The sequence below is a fragment of the Sulfitobacter sp. GN1-4 genome (assembly GCF_055693825.1).
On record NZ_JBVFUQ010000003.1, the window covers coordinates 249,507 to 266,861 of the forward strand.

Below are 17,355 nucleotides of genomic sequence, written 5' to 3' on the forward strand. Positions count from 1 at the left end.
CTCATGCGCGGTCCGCACAACATATGGCGCCTGGTGCGCACCGGTGCCACGTTGGAGCGGACAGGTGCCATGGGGGTGGTCCTCGATGCTTTTGAGGCCCCGCCGATACTGCGCTTTCTGGCCCGCACGCTGGGCCTGCCGTTTCGGTGGCTGGGCTACAAAGGCGATCCCGCCATGCCGCCGCTCACGCGGGCACTGACGGCGCTGGGGCCTGCTTATATCAAGTTTGGTCAGGTGCTTTCGACCCGCCCGGATGTGGTCGGGGATGAACTGGCGGTGCAACTGCGCGTGCTGCAAGACAAGCTGCCGCCGTTCAGCATTGAAGAGGCCAAAGCCGAGGTTGAACGCGAGTTGGGCCATCCGGTGGATGAGATGTTTTCGCATTTCAGCGCGCCGGTTGCCGCAGCCTCCATCGCTCAGGTGCACAAGGCCACCTTGGCTGAGACCGGCGAAGAGGTCGCGGTCAAAGTCCTGCGCCCCAATGTAGAACGCGCGTTCCGCAAAGACGTTGACGCCTTTTATTTGGCCGCCCGGATCATCGAACTTGGCTCCCCCAGTGCGCGCCGGTTGCGCCCCATGGATGTGATTGAGCACTTCGATGGCGTGGTCCGAGGAGAGCTGGATCTGCGGCTGGAAAGCTCAGCCGCGTCTGAATTTGCGGCCAACACCAAAGATGACGCAGGCTTTCAGCTGCCCGAGATCAAGTGGGCCTATTCCTCACGTCGGGTGATGACCCTGGGTTGGGCCGACGGCGCGCCCCTTGGGGACAATGACGCGTTGGATGCGGCTGGCCATGACCGTGTGGCGTTGGGCAACCGGGTGCTACAGCTTTTCCTCAACCACGCGCTGCGCGATGGCTATTTTCATGCGGACATGCACCAGGGCAACCTAAAGGTCGCGCCCAACGGGGACATCATCGCCTATGACTTTGGCATCATGGGCTACATTGATGAATACACCCGCCGGGTCTACGCCGAGATCCTCTATGGGTTTATCCGTAAAGACTACAAACGCGTCGCCAAGGTTCATTTTGAAGCGGGCTATGTCCCTGCGGATAAAGACGTGGATGAGTTTGCCCGCGCCCTGCGTGCGGTGGGTGAGCCGATCTTTGGCATGGACGCCACGCGCATCTCAATGGCACGGCTTTTGGCCTATCTTTTTGAGGTGACAGAACGGTTCGGGATGGAGACACGCACCGAACTGATCTTGCTGCAACGCACCATGGTGGTGGTTGAAGGGGTCGCGCGGTCACTGAACCCGCATATGAACATCTGGGAAATCGCCAGCCCCATCGTCAGCTCTTATATCACCAAATCCATCGGACCGCGTGCTGTGGTCAAGGATTTGACCCAGACCGCGCTGGTGCTGAGCCGCTTTGGCCCGCGCCTGCCGGATCTGGTGGAAGGCGCATTGATGGCGCAGGCGAACCCGCCACAGCCGGACCGGGGTCCGAAGAAACGCTGGTACATATTGGCCGGAGGCGTGGGTGCGCTTGTGGGGGCCGGGGCCGCCGTTGGGGTGTTCTTGTTGCTCTAGCACCGCGCGCGGCTCAGAACGCGGTTGGCGCAGGAAGTGATCAACCAACAGCCTGTCCCCGCGGGGACACAGCGGCCTTTTTCTGTCTTTTCAACAGGATGATGGGGTCATTAACCCTTAAGTAGGGATTAGGGGAACGCGGCCCTGTGGCGTCAGCAGATGACAATCGGCCCCTTCAAAAACCGCGACCGTCAGTGGTTTGCCATAGCCTGCACCACTGTCGAGGTTGATGCGGTTGCCATAATGCGTTGCCTGATCCACCGGCGTATGCCCATGCACGATGATCTTTGGGTGGCGGCGGGTGTCCTGGTGGAATTCCTTGCGGATCCAAAGCAGATCTTCGGGATCTTGATCCGCCAGCGCTACACCCCCGCGGATGCCCGCGTGGGCAAAGAACAGATCGTCCGTTTCATGCGTCAGCGGCAGGTTTTCCAAAAAGTCGATATGCGCACGCGGGACGGCTGTGCGGGCCTCTGCATGCACGATAAGCATGCGGCTTTGTGGGGTGAAATTCACGCCATATGAGGCCAGCGTCGTGTCGCCGCCCAGGCGCGGATGCAACCAGCTTAGCTCAACCGGCAGATAGGCTTCGTGCCGAGGGTAGTCTTGCATGAACCAGCAGAACATCCGGTCATGGTTGCCCTTGATGAAATGCCAATTGCGCCCCGCCTTTTGGCCTGCAATCAACAGATCCAGCACGCCTTTGCTGTCGGGGCCCCGGTCGGTGTAATCACCCAGAAACACCACCTCTGCATCCGGGCCGCCGTCCGTTTCAATCAGCTCCAGAATGCGGTGCAGCTCTGCCAATTGGCCGTGAATATCTCCGATGGCATAAATCGGTTTGGTCATAAGGGGCCTCAATGAAAAACGCGCCCGACCCGGAGGGGCAGGCGCGCTTCGTTTAACAGGGTGGCGCGGGTCAGGCCACGTCGAATTGCAAGGGCTTGACCTGGGTAAAGAGGCCCGTGCCATTCAGTTTTTCGATCACGGGTGCGGGCACCGGCTCATCCACATAAAGCAGCGCGATCGCTTCGCCCTTTACCGTCGCACGGCCCAGGGTAAAGTTCGCGATGTTCACGCCGTTCTCGCCCATGGTTTGACCCAGTGCACCGATGATGCCCGGCACGTCTTCGTTGGTGGTATAGAGCATGTGATCGCCGATCTCGGCGTCGATGTTGATGCCCTTGATCTGGATAAACCGCGGCTTGCCATCCGAAAACACCGTGCCCGCGACAGAGCGTTCGCGCTTGTCCGTGACAACAGTGACTTTGATATAGCCGTCAAAGACGCCTGATTTGTCCTGGTTGGTGGTGCTGATCTGGATACCCTTTTCGCGGGCCACCACGGGGGCAGAGACCATGTTCACATCCGGGTTGGCACGTTTCATGATGCCCGCAACCACGCCGCAATTCAGCGCCTCCAGGTTCATTTCAGCCACGGTGCCGTCATAAAGGATGTTAATCGCGGTGATCGGTTCATCCGTCATCTGACCGATGAACGCACCCAAGTGACCGGCCAGTTTAACCCAAGGGCCCATGACCTTGGCCTCTTCTGCGGTGACCGAAGGCATGTTGAGCGCATTGGTCACGGCACCTGTCAGCAAATAGTCTGACATCTGTTCGGCCACCTGCAGCGCCACGTTTTCCTGCGCCTCAGTTGTCGCAGCCCCAAGGTGCGGGGTGCAGACCACGTTGGGCAGGTTGAACAGCGGGTTCTCTGTTGCTGGCTCTACCTTAAAGACGTCAAAGGCGGCCCCGGCGACATGACCAGACTGCAGCAGTTCAGCCAGCGCTTCTTCGTCCACCAGACCGCCACGGGCACAGTTGATGATGCGCACGCCTTGCTTGGTCTTGGCCAGGTTTTCGCGGCTTAGGATGTTTGCGGTCTGCTCAGTAAAGGGCACATGCAGGGTGATGAAATCAGCGCGCGCCAGCAGTTCGTCCAGCTCAACCTTTTCAACGCCCATCTTCTCGGCCTTTTCTTCGCCCAGGAAGGGATCATAGGCCACGACCTTCATTTTCAGCCCCCGCGCCCGATCACAAACGATGCCACCGATGTTGCCCGCGCCGATCACGCCCAGGGTCTTGCCGGTCAGCTCCACCCCCATGAACTTGGACTTTTCCCATTTGCCCGCATGGGTGGAGGCAGAAGCCTCAGGGATTTGCCGCGCCACGGCAAACATCATCGCAATCGCGTGCTCGGCGGTGGTGATCATGTTGCCGAAAGGCGTGTTCATCACGATCACCCCCTTCTTGGAGGCTTTTTCCTTGTCGATGTTATCCGTGCCGATGCCCGCACGGCCAATGACCTTGAGGTTGTCCGCCGCGGCGAGGATTTTTTCTGTCACCTTGGTGGCAGAGCGGATGGCAAGCCCGTCATAATTGCCAATGATTTCGGCCAACTTGTCTTTGTCCTTGCCCAGGTCGGGCTGGAAATCCACGTCAATGCCGCGGTCTTTGAAGATCTGCACAGCTGCATCGCTGAGTTTGTCGGAGATGAGTACTTTGGGGGCCATGGGTTTGGTCCTTTTGATATCGGAGCGGTGCGCAGTAAATGCGCACCCTACGGGTGTGGGGTGGGAAGGGTGCGCATTTACTGCGCACCGGTCTTTATGCGTTGATTTCGGCTTCAAACGCCCAGGCAAGCCAGGGCAGCATCGCGGTGATGTCAGCGGTCTCAACCGTGCCACCACACCAGATGCGCAAGCCCGGAGGCGCGTCGCGGTAGGCCCCGATGTCCAGGGCGACGTTTTCATCTGCCAGCCGTTTGGCCACCGCCTTGGCAAAGGCCGCGCCATCGGTGATCCGATCATCGGTGAACTTCAGACAGACAGAGGTGTTTGACCGCGTGGCCGGATCTACCGCGAGGTGGTCAATCCAGTCGTGGGCGTCCACGAAATCCGCAATCGCCTGCGCATTGGCATCCGCTCGGGCGATCAGCCCTTGCAGGCCGCCCACGGATTTGGCCCAGCTGAGCGCTTGCAGATAATCCTCAACACAAAGCATGGAGGGGGTGTTGATCGTCTCGCCCCGGAAGATGCCTTCGTTGAGTTTGCCGCCCTTGGTCAGGCGGAAGATTTTTGGCAGCGGCCAGGCCGGAACATAAGATTCCAACCGGGCCACTGCACGGGGAGAAAGGATCAACATGCCGTGGGCCGCTTCGCCCCCCAGCACTTTCTGCCAAGAGAAGGTTGTCACATCGAGCTTGTCCCACGGCAGGTCCATCGCAAAAGCGGCAGATGTCGCATCACACAAGGTCAGGCCTGCACGGTCTGCTGGGATCACATCGCCCGAGGCCACGCGCACGCCAGATGTCGTGCCGTTCCAGGTAAAGCAGACGTCATTGTCATAGTTGAGCGCGGCCATATCGACGATCTCGCCGTAATCCGCGGTATGGGTGGTCGCCTCAATCTTCAGCTGTTTGACCACATCGGTGACCCAGCCTGCGCCAAAGCTTTCCCAGGCGACCATCTCAGCCGGGCGTTCGCCCAGCATCGACCACATCGCCATCTCAAAGGCACCGGTGTCAGAGGCGGGCACAATGCCGATGCGGTAATCTGCAGGCACGCCGAGGATCTCGCGCGTGGTCTCAATCGCCTCAGCAAGCTTGGCTTTGCCAACAGCCGCGCGGTGCGACCGGCCCAAAGGCGCGTCAGCCAGGTTCTGCAGATCATAAACGGGGGGTTTGGCGCAGGGGCCAGATGAAAAACGCGGGTTCGCCGGAACGGCGACAGGTTTCGTGTCCGGCCGCGTTGCCGGTTGTTGAGTAGCCATGAATGCTATCCTTCCAGATATGCGCCCTTCGTTGGGGAAGGGTGTCCCACTGACGGGGATACGGGGATGGGCGGGCTGGCACAATCGCGAAAATGCGACTAGACCGCCGCTTGATCGTCTTTTTGCGACGTGCCTGACGCGGATCGGAAACTTTGCCCATGCATTTGCCCCCCTACACGGTTGTTTTGCTGACCTCCCCGGAAACCAAAGGCTTAGACCCCGCTTTGGTCGATGCGGTGCGCAATGCCTGGGGCGGCGGCGATGCAATCTGGCTCAGCCCTGATGAGGCCGCGGAGTTTTCTGTGGCCGCCCTGCCTGACAACTTCTGGGACGTCTGGGAAAACTGTCAGAGCATGGGCGTGGACCTGATCCCGGTGCCCACCGAAGGGCGGCGCAAGAAGATGCTGCTGGCGGACATGGACAGCACCATGATCCAGCAGGAATGTATTGATGAACTGGCCGAAGAGGCAGGCGTTGGTGCCCGCGTGAAAGAGATCACGGCCCGCGCCATGAACGGAGAGCTCGATTTTGACGGCGCGCTGCGCGAACGCGTGGGGCTGCTGAAAGGCTTGCCCGAGGCGATCATCGATAAAGTGCTGGCAGAGCGGATCACCTTCATGCCGGGCGGGCGGGTTTTATTGGCAACGATGAAGGCCCATGGTGGCTATGCCGCGCTGGTCTCAGGCGGGTTCACGGCCTTTACGGCAAAAGTAGCGGCTGAGCTGGGCTTTGACGAAAACCGCGCGAACACGCTCATGATGGCTGAAGGGCATCTGACGGGTGAGGTGGGTCTGCCGATCCTGGGCAAACAGGCCAAAGTAGACGCGCTGGAAGAGATCACCGCGCAACAGGGCATTACAGAGGCGGATGTGATTGCTGTGGGCGACGGTGCCAATGATCTGGGGATGCTGGGCCGCGCGGGTCTTGGCGTGGCGCTTCATGCCAAGCCAAGCGTGGCAGCCCAGTGCGAGGTGCGGGTGAACCACGGGGATCTGACGGCGCTTTTGTTTGTGCAGGGCTATGCACGCGGGGATTTTCAAACGTGAACCCTGGGGTCTCGCACCCCGCCCGCCGTCTTCTATGCGGCATCAGTTGCTTTTAAGTTATAGAAGAAAGATGATGCGCACCCGTCTCGCTTCATCTTTCCTGTAAAACTCAATTTGTCAGGTGGAGCCAGATGCACCCTTTGCGTTTGAGCGCCTTAAAGCAGGCCTGCCGCGGGTTTGAGGGTGCCTGTTTCAATGCCGCGCCAGTTTTTGATCGGTGCATTCATGCGCTTTAGGGTTGCCGGGTGGTCTGCTGCGAGGGCGCCGAGGCGGACGAGCAGGGCGGCGATGGCGCATTCGGCGGCGCGGGTGGTGCCGCAGGCGGCTTTGAGGGCGATGCCGCGTTTTTGTTCGGGCAGAATGGCAATGAAGAACCCTTCAGCGCCGGTTTTGAGGGCGACCTTGCCGTCCATGGCGCGCATCAGCTCGGTGCAGGCACGGGTTTCGCCAGCGACCAATTCGGGGTGCAGGCGCATGGCTTGGTGCAATCGCGTCTCAGCGGAGCCCTCAGGTGCGGCGGCGAAATGCGCCATAGCTCGGGCCATGCCATGCAGCGTGCAAGCAAAGTTGGGGGCGGAGCAGCCGTCAATGCCGTAGCCGGGTGAGGTTTCACCGGTGACCTGCTCAAAAGCCTCCAAGCAGGCCTGTTGCACGGGGTGCTGGGGATCCACGTATTCGGGCCCTGCGCCAAGGTGTTTTGTCAGCGTCAGGAACCCTGTGTGTTTGCCCGAGCAGTTGTTGTGCATCTGGCAGGGTGTTTCATGGGCGCAGATCAATCCATCGCGGGCGGGTAGGTCGCTGGGTTCTTGCGGGCCGCAGCGCAGGGCGTCATCGGTCAGATCCAGAGCCGTGAGCCAGGCCGAGACCGCATCCGTGTGAATGGCAGCACCCTGATGCGAGGCGCAGGCCAGCGCCAGTTGTGCGGTCGTGAGCCCAAAGGCGTCCGCCGCGCCTGATTGGATAAGGGGCAAGCCCTGGATCATTTTGGCAGATGATCGGGGCAAGACGGTGAGGTTTGGATTGCCCCAGGCCTCAACGATTTGGCCGGTGTCATCACAGATCACCGCATGGCCGAAATGCTGGCTTTCTAAAAAGGGGCCGCGCCAAATCTCTGCAAAGGGGGCTGGATTCACCATGATGTCACCCAAAAGTTGCGCGAAAACCTGCCAATCAGGGTTTCCGAGGTCGCCTGTTTGGCGTTAGTATGCTTTTTGTCGGCAAGATAACAGACACTTGTGTCAAGAGCGGGCGCGAAGGTCCGCCGAAAGTGTCACTTCGAAATTGAGGTTAAGGACAGCTTGGAGGCTGGACAGATGGGAATGACGAAAATCGTGGCCTGCGCGTTGGGGCTGGCCTTGATGGGCACCGGCGTTGCGGCGCAGGATCAAAGCACCAACCGGGTTGCGGCAAAAACCGATTGGAGTGTCTTTGTTGAGGACAACCCCACGGAATGCTGGGGCGTGTCCACGCCAAAGGAGACCGTCAATTCGCGCGATGGGCGTGTGGTGGCCGTGAACCGGGGGCAGACCCTGTTGATGGTGTTCTACCGTCCCTCTGCCGGGGCCAAGGGCCAGGTGGCCTTTACCGGCGGATATCCTTTTGCCTCAGGTTCCACCGTGCGGATGGAAATTTCGGGCAACAGCTTTGAGCTTTTCACCGAAGGGGAGTGGGCACTGGCCTGCGACCACGGATGATGATGCGCGGATCATTACCGCGATGAAGCGCGGCGCGCAGGCGGTGTTGTCGGGCGTGTCGGGGCGCGGGACCAATACGAAAGACACCTTTTCGCTGCTCGGATTCACTGCAGCGGTTGAGGATGCGGCCAAGCGCTGCGGCAGTTAAGAGCGCTCTACCGCGCAGGGCTCTGCGCGGGGCAGGTGTTGAACTAAGTTGTATTGGAAAGATGAAGCCAGGGGATGCGTCCAGAGCGGCGGGCCCCTGAGGGTGTTTGGCATTTGGGGTTAGGGTGTCTATATGGCACCCAACCAAGTTATCCAGAGAACGCTCATGTCCGCCACAGCGCCGATCACTCAAGATGTACATACCATCCCGCGCAAACTGCCTGAGGGGCCTGTGAACCTTGTCGGGCTGACGCGGGACAAGATGCGTGAGGTTCTGATCGCGGCTGGCACGCCAGAGAAACAGGCCAAGATGCGGGTGGGTCAAATTTGGCAGTGGATCTATCAGTGGGGCGTGCGCGATTTTGCGTTGATGACAAACCTTGCCAAAGCCTACCGCGCGCAATTGGCCGAGCAATTTGTCATTGAAGTGCCCGAGGTTGTTACGCGGCAGCTGTCAGAGGATGGGACGCGCAAGTATTTGGTGCGGATTGCCGGGGGCCATGAGGTTGAGGTGGTCTATATCCCCGAAGAGGGACGCGGGACGCTTTGTGTCTCAAGCCAGGTGGGTTGTACGCTGACCTGTTCGTTCTGTCACACCGGCACGCAGAAGTTGGTGCGCAACCTGACGGCGGCAGAGATTATTGGCCAGGTTATGGTGGCGCGGGATGATTTGGGCGAATGGCCCGAGATTGGCGCGCCCAAGGATGAGACGCGGCTGCTGTCCAACATCGTTTTGATGGGCATGGGCGAGCCGCTTTATAATTTTGAGAATGTGCGCGATGCGATGAAGATCGCCATGGATGCTGAGGGCATTCAGCTGTCGCGGCAGCCGCATTACGCTGTCGACCTCTGGTGTTGTGCCTGAGATTGCGCGGACGGCTGAAGAGATTGGCTGCCAGCTGGCGGTGTCGTTCCATGCCACCACCGATGAGGTGCGTGATAAGCTGGTGCCGATCAACAAGCGCTGGAATATCGAAGAGCTGTTGGCCGCGCTCAAGGTCTATCCCAAGGTGTCCAACTCTGAGCGGATCACCTTTGAGTATGTGATGCTGGACGGGGTGAACGATACGGACGAAGATGCGCATCGGTTGATCCAGCTGATTGAGGGCATCCCGGCCAAGATCAATCTGATCCCGTTTAATGAATGGCCCGGCGCGCCTTACAAACGTTCGTCCAACAACCGCATTCGGCGGTTTGCGGATATTATCTATAAGGCGGGCTATGCCTCTCCGATCCGCACGCCACGGGGCGAGGACATCATGGCGGCCTGTGGGCAGCTGAAATCCGCCACGGAGCGCGCGCGCAAATCGCGCAAGCAAATTGAGGCCGAAGCGGGTCTGGGCTGAGCATGGCAGCGCTTTATCCGGTGCCGGCTGCGGGGCCGGGGCGGCTGTCGTTAATGGCTTGTCCTGAGGCGGGTGGCTTTGACGCGCTGCGCCGCCAGGGCTTGACAGATGTGGTGTCGCTGTTGCCCCAAGATCAGGCGACGGCGCTGGGCATGACGGCGGAAGATACGCTGTGTGATCAGGCGGGCCTGCGCTTTTTGAACTTTCCCATCGTTGATTTCGGCGTCCCGGATGCCGATGACTGCGCCGCCCTGGTGCAAGAGATCTGCGCAAAGCTGGCGCAGGGGCGGCATGTGGCGGTGCATTGTCGGGCGGGGATTGGGCGGTCTGGCCTTGTTGCAGCTTGTGTGCTGATCGCGCAGGGCCAACCGGTTGATGCGGTACTGGACACAGTGACCCAGGCACGCGGCATCGCGGTGCCGGAGACAGATGCGCAACGGGCCTTTGTGATGGGTTTTGCGGCACGTATGTAGGGGAAAGCGCGCCCCGAAATGCGATGGCGCTTCTTGAAATGACCCCGCTTGTGCCGCAATTCGGCACAACTGCTGCCATGGTCGCGGACAAGGGTGTTTCCAGAAACAGAACAATCTGGAGGCATGAAGATGTCCATCATGTATAACAAAGACCCGTTCATCACTGCTAAGGTCCTGGAGTTGGTTCAGCGCGAGCGCGAAACCTCTTTGTCACCGCGCGAATGGAAGCACCGTTTGGCGGGCTATGGCTATGCCATCAAAGAGACCGAGCATGGCGAGGTGGTGGAAACCCTGCCGCACCGGGTTGAAGTGGGTGTGTTGCCCGCGCAGCTGAGCGCCTAAGACCGGCCAGGCACGGCAGATCGCGCTGGGACGTCTTTCCAGCCGTCGATCAGGGCCATCGCCTCTTCTGCGGTCTCAACAAAACGGAAGAGATCAAGATCCTCTTCCGAGATGGTGCCCGCATCTGCGAGCGCCTCCCAGTTGATGATCTTTTCCCAGAACGCCTTTCCGAACAGCAGGAAAGGCACCGGTTGCATCCGTCCGGTTTGAATGAGCGTGAGCGATTCAAACAGCTCATCCAGCGTTCCAAAGCCCCCAGGAAACACACAGATCGCCTTGGCGCGCATCAAGAAGTGCATCTTGCGGATGGCGAAATAGTGGAAGTTAAAACACAGCTCTGGCGTCACATAGGCGTTTGGTGCTTGCTCGAACGGGAGCACGATGTTGAGCCCGATGGACCGCCCACCGGCGTCCACTGCGCCGCGGTTGCCTGCCTCCATCACACCGGGGCCACCGCCGGTGACAATGACATCTTCCTTGCCGCCACTTTGCATCGATTTTTCCGTCATTAGACGGGCAAAGGTGCGGGTTTCATCGTAAAAGCGCGACAGCTCAGCCAAGGTTTCTGTCCTTGCGCTGTCTTTCTGCGATGGCTCTGGGATGCGGGCTCCGCCAAAAAGGACAATCGTTGAGACGATGCCCTCGGCGTCCAGCATCAGCTCTGGCTTGAGCAGCTCAAGCTGCAGGCGCACGGGACGCAGTTCGTCACGGCACATGAAATCATTGTCATTAAAGGCAAGCCGGTAGGCGGGCGCGCGTGTTTGCGGGGTGTCTGGCACGGCCTCGGCAGAGGTGCGGTCTGTGTGGGCATCGCGCAATGGATGGCGGCGCTGGTCGTCTTTCATGAGGATCTCCGGTTGTCCGTAGCCCGCAGTCTTGAGCGGATGCGGCGAGGTTGCAAGCGCGTTTGGGATTGACCGGTGTGGCACCTCCCGTCAGGGTAGAGCGCGCAAAGGAGACCTGTATGCTTTTGAACTCTGAGGTTTGCGATTTTGGCTGGGCCGCCCCGGCGTTTGATTTGGCCACACCGGCGGGCGCGCGGCATAGCAAAGACAGTGTGATGGGGGAAAAGGGCATGTTGATTGCCTTTATCTGCAACCACTGTCCTTATGTGATTGCCCTCATTGATCGGCTTGCCGAGGATATGAAGACGCTTGAGGCCATGGGGATCGGCTGTGCGGCGGTCATGTCCAACAATTATGCGGCCTATCCAGCGGATGCGCCGGACCGGATGGTAGAGTTTGCCAAGGTACATGGGATGACCGCGCCCTATTTGGTGGATGAGGATCAAAGCGTGGCGCGGGCTTATGGTGCGGTCTGTACGCCGGATATCTTTGGTTTTGATGCCAAGGGCGGGCTGCAGTATCACGGCAGGCTCGACAACATTGGGATGCGAGATGATCCTGCCGAGCGGGTGCCAGAATTGCTGAACGCGATGCGCCAGGTGGCAGCGACAGGCCAAGGGCCGCAGGATCAAATGGCCTCAATGGGCTGTTCCATCAAATGGCGCTGAGCGATTGCGCTGAAGGGGCAGCAAAGGTATAGCGCTGCGAACTTTATTTCATCAGGAGCGCTGCCCCATGTCGAACGCCCAACTTGAGACTGCCATCGAAGCTGCGTGGGACACCCGCGACCAGATCACACCAGCCACCACCGGTGAAACCCGTGACGCCATCGAAGAGACACTGCATGCGCTGGACAGCGGCAGCCTGCGTGTGGCGGAACGTCAGGAGGATGGCAGCTGGCATGTGAACCAGTGGGCAAAGAAAGCTGTGCTTTTAGGGTTCCGCATCAAAGACATGGAACAGCAAGACGGCGGCCCACAGGGCGGCGGCTGGTGGGACAAGGTCGACAGCAAGTTCAAAGGCTGGGGCGATGCGGAGTGGAAAGGCGCAGGCTTTCGCGCGGTGCCCAACTGCGTGGTGCGCAAATCCGCCTATATCGCGCCGGGCGTGGTGTTGATGCCCTCATTTGTGAACCTCGGCGCCTATGTCGATGAAGGCACAATGGTCGATACCTGGGCCACGGTTGGGTCCTGCGCGCAGATTGGCAAAAACGTGCATCTGTCTGGCGGTGTGGGCATTGGCGGTGTTTTGGAGCCAATGCAAGCAGGCCCCACAATCATCGAAGACAATTGCTTTATCGGGGCGCGGTCTGAGGTGGTTGAAGGCTGCATCGTGCGCGAAGGATCTGTTTTGGGGATGGGTGTGTTCATCGGCCAATCCACCAAGATCGTGGACCGTGAAACCGGTGAGATCATGTACGGCGAAGTGCCGGCAGGTTCTGTTGTGGTGGCGGGTTCTATGCCGTCCAAGAACAACGTGAACCTTTATTGTGCGGTGATCGTGAAGCGGGTGGATGAAAAGACCCGGTCCAAGACCTCCATCAATGATCTGCTGCGCGACTGACCTGCGCGGTGGCCGATAAAGACCCCAAGAAAAAGAAGCGCCAGCAGGTTTATACTTTGCTGGTGCAGATCGGGCGCAAAGACGGCGATGGCCTGCCCAAGGGGGCAACCGGTGCGGCGCTGATGTGCTTTGCCTCGGGTGTGGATGAGGCCGAAGCCGTGCGCGAAACGGTGGCGATCTTAAAGCAAGCGGACACCGCCCCGCTGGATGTGACCGGCTATGGCACCCTGGCCGAGCGTGAGGCCGAAGGCCACCAGATTGACGCGGAAGAGCGGGCGTTGATGCAGCGCGCGCTGGATGAGAACGCTGTGATCGTGGCGCAGATGACGCCGTTTTTTGGGGATGATCCAGCAGACCCTTGAGCCCCAGTGGCCAGTGGATTGAAGCGAGTCTCTTATAGGGGGCTCTGCCCCGTCGGCCTGAAAGGCCGACCCCCGGAGGTGTAGTTGGAAAGATGAAGCGGGCCTGAGGGGGCGGCGCTTGGGTCAGCCGGCGCGTCTGCGGGCCAGGTGGATGGCATCGTACCAGCGCAGCACGTGGTGGGCGGGCTTGGGGTGTTCGGGCAGCAGCGCGCGGTCAAAGTGGTGCAGTACGCTGGCCTGCAGATGTTCTGCGTTGCGCCGGATGCGGCCGATATAGAGGCTTTCGACAGTGGTGCCAGCAGCAATCAATGTCTCATGTCGGGGCAGCAGAACCTGGCTGTATTGGAGGGTGGGCCCGCAAGGTTCTTTGAGCGCGGCAAAGCCGTTGACCAGATGGCGTGCGGGCACCAGCACGGCCTCTTGTCCAAAGAGGTATTCCACTTCTGGCCCGTCGATGATCAGGCGTTGATCGGGGGCGACGATGATGTCCTGTTGCAGGCCGAAGTAGGGGGCGCGCAGGCGGATGGGTTGATAGCTGCCGCGGGCGGGCAGCATCCTGCGGACCTTTTGCAACACTGGCACCACGCCATCATCCCGGGTCATCACCGTATCACCCCGGCGCAAATCGCCCGCCAGCTTGTAGCCCCATGGCGTCGCCAGTGGTGTGGCGGGCAAGAGGGTGGGCGTGGGTCCCACAGCTTCGATTTGATCGGATAGGGCGGCAAAGACCATGTCGGTGGCAAAGGTCTGATCGCTGCGGCCCAGCATCAGGCCGCGGATGTCATCTAGCGACAGGGCGCAGGGGTTTTCAACATAGGCGGTTGCAAGCCCGGTCTCTTCTGGGCGTTCCAGCGTCAGGCGGCCCCAGTTGTGATCGACATCCCAGGAATAGGTGATGCGGGCCACATCTGTGCGGGCGGTGCCCTTGGCTTGGATCGCCGCATGGCAGATGTGATCGCCCTGCACCTGCACCATGGCGATGCCGCCGCCGGGGATGGCCTGGAAGGTGAGGCTGCGCAGCTGAGGAAAGGTGTCTTTGTAGGCAAAGAGCACTTGTGGCCGGGTGTCCGCCGTCAGGCGGGTTTCAAAGAGAATGCTGCCGCGTCTGAGGCGGGTGTCGGCATTGTCTTCAAAGAGGGGGCGTCTTGTTTGTCCGCGCCCAGACCGCGCCAGGACAGGCGGCGTTCTTGGGGATCACAAAGCGCCAGCCAGGTCACGTTAGGCCACCTTGGCGGCGCGCAACAGGTCCGCCTCATAGCGTTTCAGGGTGCGGCGTGCAGCGGGAGAGTAGCCTTGGCCGGTGTCGCGGTCGAGTTCTGGGAAAAGGCTGCAGATCTCATCCACCACATCGCTGTCAAAGCTTTTGGCGGTTTGGGGGCCGGGCAGGTAGCTTTCCGTCTCTAATCCTTCGGAAAAGACCACTTGGTGTTTGTCGAACATCAGGTGGACATAGGTGACCTCTCCTCCCGGTTTGCGGCGCACGGAGCGGTCATTGACCAGATCGCGCGCGGCCACGAGCACCTCTGCCTCGCCGAAAAGAAGCTCAGCCAGATTGTCGCGTATAAGGACACGGTGCAGGGGGGAGACCAGAAGATCGCGGTGCGTGCCAAAGGTGTTGGCGCGGATGTGGATCGGCGCGAAATTGCCTTCAGCGGCCACATGGCGGGTGCCGATCCAGCGCAGCGGTTGCGCGCCATCGTCCTGGGTCAGCACCAGATCGCCGGGCAGCAGGGTTTCGGCTGCACGTTCGCCATCGGGTGTGGCAATCAGGGTGCCTGCGACAAAGCAGGGCACGCCGGTTGCGTTGACAAAGCCCACATCGGTGCTGGTGCCATTGTCGACCGTATAGGTGAAATTGAAGTTCTCAACATCGCCGTCCCCGGTGACGGTGAAGGTGCCATCGGAATTCAGCCTAACGGTTTGACCGGTGGGCAAGGTCACGATGCTGCCCACCACCACGTCGACCCCGTTGATCTGGGTAATGGTCAGGGTGCCGGGGCCGTTGTTGATGTCATTGGCCAGCACGTCGATGTCTTTGTCCCCGTCGGGAAAGACGTCGATGTTGTCTGAGAGGGCGACAAGATCAGTTTGCAGAGAGTCGCCGGCGATCAGCAGGTTGGAATCGTAGCTGGAATCTGAGACGTCCGCGATGGCGATGCGGATGGAGTTCACCGCGTCCGGGATGACGTTCATGGTGAGCGTCATGGTGATGGTAAAGCCGTCCATCTCTGTGTTGTAGCTGTCGTTCTGGTTGTCGACGTACATGTTGATGTTGTTCTGGGTGTTGACGTTGCCCACGTCCACATCGCCGTTGCCTACATCCATGGGCACAAGGCTGCCGTTCACCCAGACCCCGACAAAGTCCTGATAGATGGAGTTCTGGTATTCGGGATATTCCTCGGATGAGAAGACGAATTGCATCGTCAGCCGGTCGGCATTGGGGATGAAATCCACATCCAGGGTGGCCGCATCATAGGTGCGCGCCAGGGCCGTGTTGTTGTAAAGCGCGTTGTTGTTTTGGCCGGTGGTGTTGGTCGAGGTATTGGCCCGCTGGTTGGCCTGCCCAGAGGAGTTGGTAAAGCTTTCAGCGTTGCCCGTGGACAGGATGATGCCTGTGTCGCCCGGCACCACGCCCGGAGAGGTGGCGTTGCCGTTGGCATAGGTCCCGGCGCTGTCAATATCGCCGCTGTAAGTCGCACCGGTCACGGTGACGCCATTGCCAAAGATGGTCTGCGCCAAATCTGTGGCGGTAGTGCCTTCGCGCACCGTGGTGATCGGGAGTTCGGACGCTGTTACCATTTTCTGCCTCAACACCTGTGACCGGGCAGCAAAACAGCGGTGGCCTTTGACGTCTGCGCGTCTTTTGGAGGGCCTGATCGGGTGGAGCACGGGCCGTCTGGGGGCCTTTGATGTGATCCGTGTACTGCTGCTGACCTGCCTTGGGTCATATTATTGCCATATTGTTATCAGTGCAGGCCTGTGCTGTTAAGCATAACTTAAGCCTATCCCCTTGGCACCGCGCCCTTTTCGCCACAAAAGATGCATGCCAAGAGCAGACACCATGCAAAAGGAACCCGGTATGGCCGCGATTGATCCTGTAGACCTGACCGCACAATTGGTGCGCTGCGCCTCTGTCACGCCCCAGAATGACGGGGCGCTGGAGATTTTGGAGAGCGTGCTGAGCGAAGCGGGGTTTGACTGCGCCTGGGCCGACCGGGGCGGCATTCGCAACCTCTTTGCGCGCTGGGGCAGCAAGGGCAATCAAAAGAGCTTTGGGTTCAACGGGCACACGGATGTGGTGCCGATTGGCCAAGAAGCGGATTGGTCGATGCCGCCCTTCGGTGCCGAGGTGAAAGACGGTGTGATGTATGGGCGGGGCACCACGGATATGAAATCGGGCGTGGCGGCTTTTGTCGCGGCGGCCGTGGATTTTGTGCGCGACACGCCCCCCGACGGATCGGTGATCATCGCCATTACGGGCGACGAAGAGGGCGATGCGCTGGACGGCACCACCGCGCTGTTGGAGCATATGGAGCAGCACGGCGAGCGCATGGATGTCTGCCTGGTGGGAGAGCCGACCTGCCCCAACACCATGGGTGAGATGATCAAGATCGGGCGGCGCGGGTCGATGACGGCCTGGGTTACGGTCACGGGCAAGCAGGGGCATTCGGCTTACCCGCACCGCGCGCTGAACCCGCTGCCTGCGATGATGCGCCTGATCGACCGGTTGGCCAGCCATGAGTTGGACCAGGGCACGGATCACTTTGATCCGTCCACCTTGGCGGTGGTCACGGTGGATACAGGCAATCCCGCAACCAACGTGATCCCGGCGCAATGCACGGCGGCGGTGAACATTCGGTTCAACGACCAACACTCTGGTGCCGGTCTGACCGAATGGTTGGAGAGCGAAATTGCCCTAGTTAGAGACGCTTTTGGCGTTGAGATTGAGATGAAGGTTAAGATCTCGGGCGAGAGTTTTATCACCCCACCCGGGGCGCTTTCTGATCTGGTTGCCACAGCCGTGGAGGCTGAGACAGGCGTGAAACCCGAGCTGTCCACCACGGGGGGTACATCAGATGCGCGGTTTATCAAATCGCATTGCCCGGTGGTGGAATTTGGTCTGGTGGGCCAATCCATGCACCAGGTGGACGAACATGTGACGGTGGCCCATATCGAACAGCTCAAGGCGATCTATGGCCGCATTTTGCGAGACTATTTCGCCTGAATG

The 17,355-nt window shown here is 60.0% G+C and carries 16 protein-coding genes and 2 pseudogenes; 10 read left to right on the forward strand and 8 right to left on the reverse strand.

Translation table 11 applies throughout. From position 1 onward, the window contains the following. Nucleotides 1–3: 3 nt before the first annotated feature. Nucleotides 4–1,536: a 2-polyprenylphenol 6-hydroxylase gene (ubiB, locus tag ACZ1HM_RS01825; protein WP_472740922.1), complete on the forward strand. Its 1,533-nt coding sequence runs from the start codon at nt 4–6 to the stop codon at nt 1,534–1,536. Nucleotides 1,537–1,653: 117 nt separating this feature from the next. Here the strand turns inward: ubiB and ACZ1HM_RS01830 are convergent, their stop codons facing one another. From ACZ1HM_RS01830 to ACZ1HM_RS01840, 3 genes are all read right to left on the reverse strand, one after another. Continuing rightward, nucleotides 1,654–2,385 carry a metallophosphoesterase family protein gene (locus ACZ1HM_RS01830; protein ID WP_472740924.1) on the reverse strand — a complete coding sequence of 244 codons (732 nt, stop codon included), beginning with the start codon at nt 2,383–2,385 and terminating at the stop codon, nt 1,654–1,656. 70 nt (nt 2,386–2,455) lie between these two features. After that, the gene (serA, locus tag ACZ1HM_RS01835) at nt 2,456–4,051 is read right to left on the reverse strand and encodes a phosphoglycerate dehydrogenase (protein WP_472740926.1); all 1,596 of its coding nucleotides are present in this window, start codon (nt 4,049–4,051) and stop codon (nt 2,456–2,458) included. A gap of 94 nt (nt 4,052–4,145) precedes the next feature. Then, nucleotides 4,146–5,309: a phosphoserine transaminase gene (locus ACZ1HM_RS01840; RefSeq protein ID WP_472740927.1), complete on the reverse strand. Its 1,164-nt coding sequence runs from the start codon at nt 5,307–5,309 to the stop codon at nt 4,146–4,148. Nucleotides 5,310–5,467: 158 nt separating this feature from the next. Here ACZ1HM_RS01840 and serB point away from each other — a divergent pair, with 158 nt between their 5' ends. Then, nucleotides 5,468–6,355, forward strand: a complete 888-nt coding sequence (serB, locus tag ACZ1HM_RS01845; protein WP_472740929.1) for a phosphoserine phosphatase SerB — start codon at nt 5,468–5,470, stop codon at nt 6,353–6,355. 155 nt (nt 6,356–6,510) lie between these two features. Here the strand turns inward: serB and ACZ1HM_RS01850 are convergent, their stop codons facing one another. Further along, nucleotides 6,511–7,491, reverse strand: a complete 981-nt coding sequence (locus ACZ1HM_RS01850) for an asparaginase (RefSeq protein WP_472740931.1) — start codon at nt 7,489–7,491, stop codon at nt 6,511–6,513. A gap of 177 nt (nt 7,492–7,668) precedes the next feature. Here ACZ1HM_RS01850 and ACZ1HM_RS01855 point away from each other — a divergent pair. The 4 genes and pseudogenes from ACZ1HM_RS01855 to ACZ1HM_RS01870 all read left to right on the forward strand — a co-directional run bounded on the left by ACZ1HM_RS01855 (nt 7,669) and on the right by ACZ1HM_RS01870 (nt 10,357). Continuing rightward, nucleotides 7,669–8,197, forward strand: a pseudogene (locus tag ACZ1HM_RS01855) (invasion associated locus B family protein). A 165-nt stretch (nt 8,198–8,362) separates the two neighbouring features. Beyond that, a pseudogene (rlmN, locus tag ACZ1HM_RS01860) lies at nt 8,363–9,542 on the forward strand (dual-specificity RNA methyltransferase RlmN). Between the two features lie 2 nt (nt 9,543–9,544). Then, nucleotides 9,545–10,015, forward strand: a complete 471-nt coding sequence (locus ACZ1HM_RS01865; protein WP_472740933.1) for a protein-tyrosine phosphatase family protein — start codon at nt 9,545–9,547, stop codon at nt 10,013–10,015. A 129-nt stretch (nt 10,016–10,144) separates the two neighbouring features. After that, nucleotides 10,145–10,357: a hypothetical protein gene (locus ACZ1HM_RS01870; RefSeq protein WP_472740935.1), complete on the forward strand. Its 213-nt coding sequence runs from the start codon at nt 10,145–10,147 to the stop codon at nt 10,355–10,357. Here the strand turns inward: ACZ1HM_RS01870 and ACZ1HM_RS01875 are convergent. Further along, nucleotides 10,354–11,202: an LOG family protein gene (locus ACZ1HM_RS01875; RefSeq protein ID WP_472740937.1), complete on the reverse strand. Its 849-nt coding sequence runs from the start codon at nt 11,200–11,202 to the stop codon at nt 10,354–10,356. The two genes, ACZ1HM_RS01870 and ACZ1HM_RS01875, sit on opposite strands and share 4 nt — an antisense overlap. 119 nt (nt 11,203–11,321) lie before the next feature. Between ACZ1HM_RS01875 and ACZ1HM_RS01880 the strand changes: the two genes are divergently transcribed. The 3 genes from ACZ1HM_RS01880 (at nt 11,322) to ACZ1HM_RS01890 (ending at nt 13,127) form a co-directional block, all read left to right on the forward strand. Continuing rightward, nucleotides 11,322–11,870 carry a thioredoxin family protein gene (locus tag ACZ1HM_RS01880; RefSeq protein WP_472740939.1) on the forward strand — a complete coding sequence of 183 codons (549 nt, stop codon included), beginning with the start codon at nt 11,322–11,324 and terminating at the stop codon, nt 11,868–11,870. 67 nt (nt 11,871–11,937) lie between these two features. Then, nucleotides 11,938–12,765, forward strand: a complete 828-nt coding sequence (gene dapD, locus ACZ1HM_RS01885; RefSeq protein ID WP_472740940.1) for a 2,3,4,5-tetrahydropyridine-2,6-dicarboxylate N-succinyltransferase — start codon at nt 11,938–11,940, stop codon at nt 12,763–12,765. An 8-nt stretch (nt 12,766–12,773) separates the two neighbouring features. Then, complete coding sequence (locus tag ACZ1HM_RS01890; RefSeq protein WP_472740942.1) at nt 12,774–13,127, forward strand: hypothetical protein; 354 nt, start codon at nt 12,774–12,776, stop codon at nt 13,125–13,127. Between the two features lie 123 nt (nt 13,128–13,250). Here ACZ1HM_RS01890 and ACZ1HM_RS01895 read toward each other — a convergent pair whose 3' ends face one another. From ACZ1HM_RS01895 to ACZ1HM_RS01905, 3 genes are read right to left on the reverse strand one after another with little or no spacing between them, the layout of a single operon-like run. Continuing rightward, a complete protein-coding gene (locus tag ACZ1HM_RS01895; RefSeq protein ID WP_472740944.1) occupies nt 13,251–14,180 on the reverse strand; it encodes a Hint domain-containing protein in 930 nt (309 codons plus the stop codon). 20 nt (nt 14,181–14,200) lie between these two features. Then, a complete protein-coding gene (locus tag ACZ1HM_RS01900) occupies nt 14,201–14,344 on the reverse strand; it encodes a hypothetical protein (protein ID WP_472740946.1) in 144 nt (47 codons plus the stop codon). Nucleotide 14,345: 1 nt separating this feature from the next. Continuing rightward, nucleotides 14,346–15,926 (reverse strand): Hint domain-containing protein, encoded by a 1,581-nt coding sequence (locus ACZ1HM_RS01905; RefSeq protein ID WP_472740948.1) that lies wholly within the window; start codon nt 15,924–15,926, stop codon nt 14,346–14,348. A 280-nt stretch (nt 15,927–16,206) separates the two neighbouring features. Between ACZ1HM_RS01905 and dapE the strand changes: the two genes are divergently transcribed. Beyond that, nucleotides 16,207–17,352, forward strand: a complete 1,146-nt coding sequence (gene dapE / locus ACZ1HM_RS01910; protein ID WP_472744543.1) for a succinyl-diaminopimelate desuccinylase — start codon at nt 16,207–16,209, stop codon at nt 17,350–17,352. Nucleotides 17,353–17,355 lie beyond the last annotated feature (3 nt).

Coding starts and splice junctions, on each gene's coding strand:
- ubiB (WP_472740922.1), top strand. CDS start 4: ATGCGCGGTCCGCACAACATATGGCGCCTGGTGCGCACCGGTGCCACG.
- ACZ1HM_RS01830 (WP_472740924.1), bottom strand. CDS start 2,385: ATGACCAAACCGATTTATGCCATCGGAGATATTCACGGCCAATTGGCA.
- serA (WP_472740926.1), bottom strand. CDS start 4,051: ATGGCCCCCAAAGTACTCATCTCCGACAAACTCAGCGATGCAGCTGTG.
- ACZ1HM_RS01840 (WP_472740927.1), bottom strand. CDS start 5,309: ATGGCTACTCAACAACCGGCAACGCGGCCGGACACGAAACCTGTCGCC.
- serB (WP_472740929.1), top strand. CDS start 5,468: ATGCATTTGCCCCCCTACACGGTTGTTTTGCTGACCTCCCCGGAAACC.
- ACZ1HM_RS01850 (WP_472740931.1), bottom strand. CDS start 7,491: ATGGTGAATCCAGCCCCCTTTGCAGAGATTTGGCGCGGCCCCTTTTTA.
- ACZ1HM_RS01865 (WP_472740933.1), top strand. CDS start 9,545: ATGGCAGCGCTTTATCCGGTGCCGGCTGCGGGGCCGGGGCGGCTGTCG.
- ACZ1HM_RS01870 (WP_472740935.1), top strand. CDS start 10,145: ATGTCCATCATGTATAACAAAGACCCGTTCATCACTGCTAAGGTCCTG.
- ACZ1HM_RS01875 (WP_472740937.1), bottom strand. CDS start 11,202: ATGAAAGACGACCAGCGCCGCCATCCATTGCGCGATGCCCACACAGAC.
- ACZ1HM_RS01880 (WP_472740939.1), top strand. CDS start 11,322: ATGCTTTTGAACTCTGAGGTTTGCGATTTTGGCTGGGCCGCCCCGGCG.
- dapD (WP_472740940.1), top strand. CDS start 11,938: ATGTCGAACGCCCAACTTGAGACTGCCATCGAAGCTGCGTGGGACACC.
- ACZ1HM_RS01905 (WP_472740948.1), bottom strand. CDS start 15,926: ATGGTAACAGCGTCCGAACTCCCGATCACCACGGTGCGCGAAGGCACT.
- dapE (WP_472744543.1), top strand. CDS start 16,207: ATGGCCGCGATTGATCCTGTAGACCTGACCGCACAATTGGTGCGCTGC.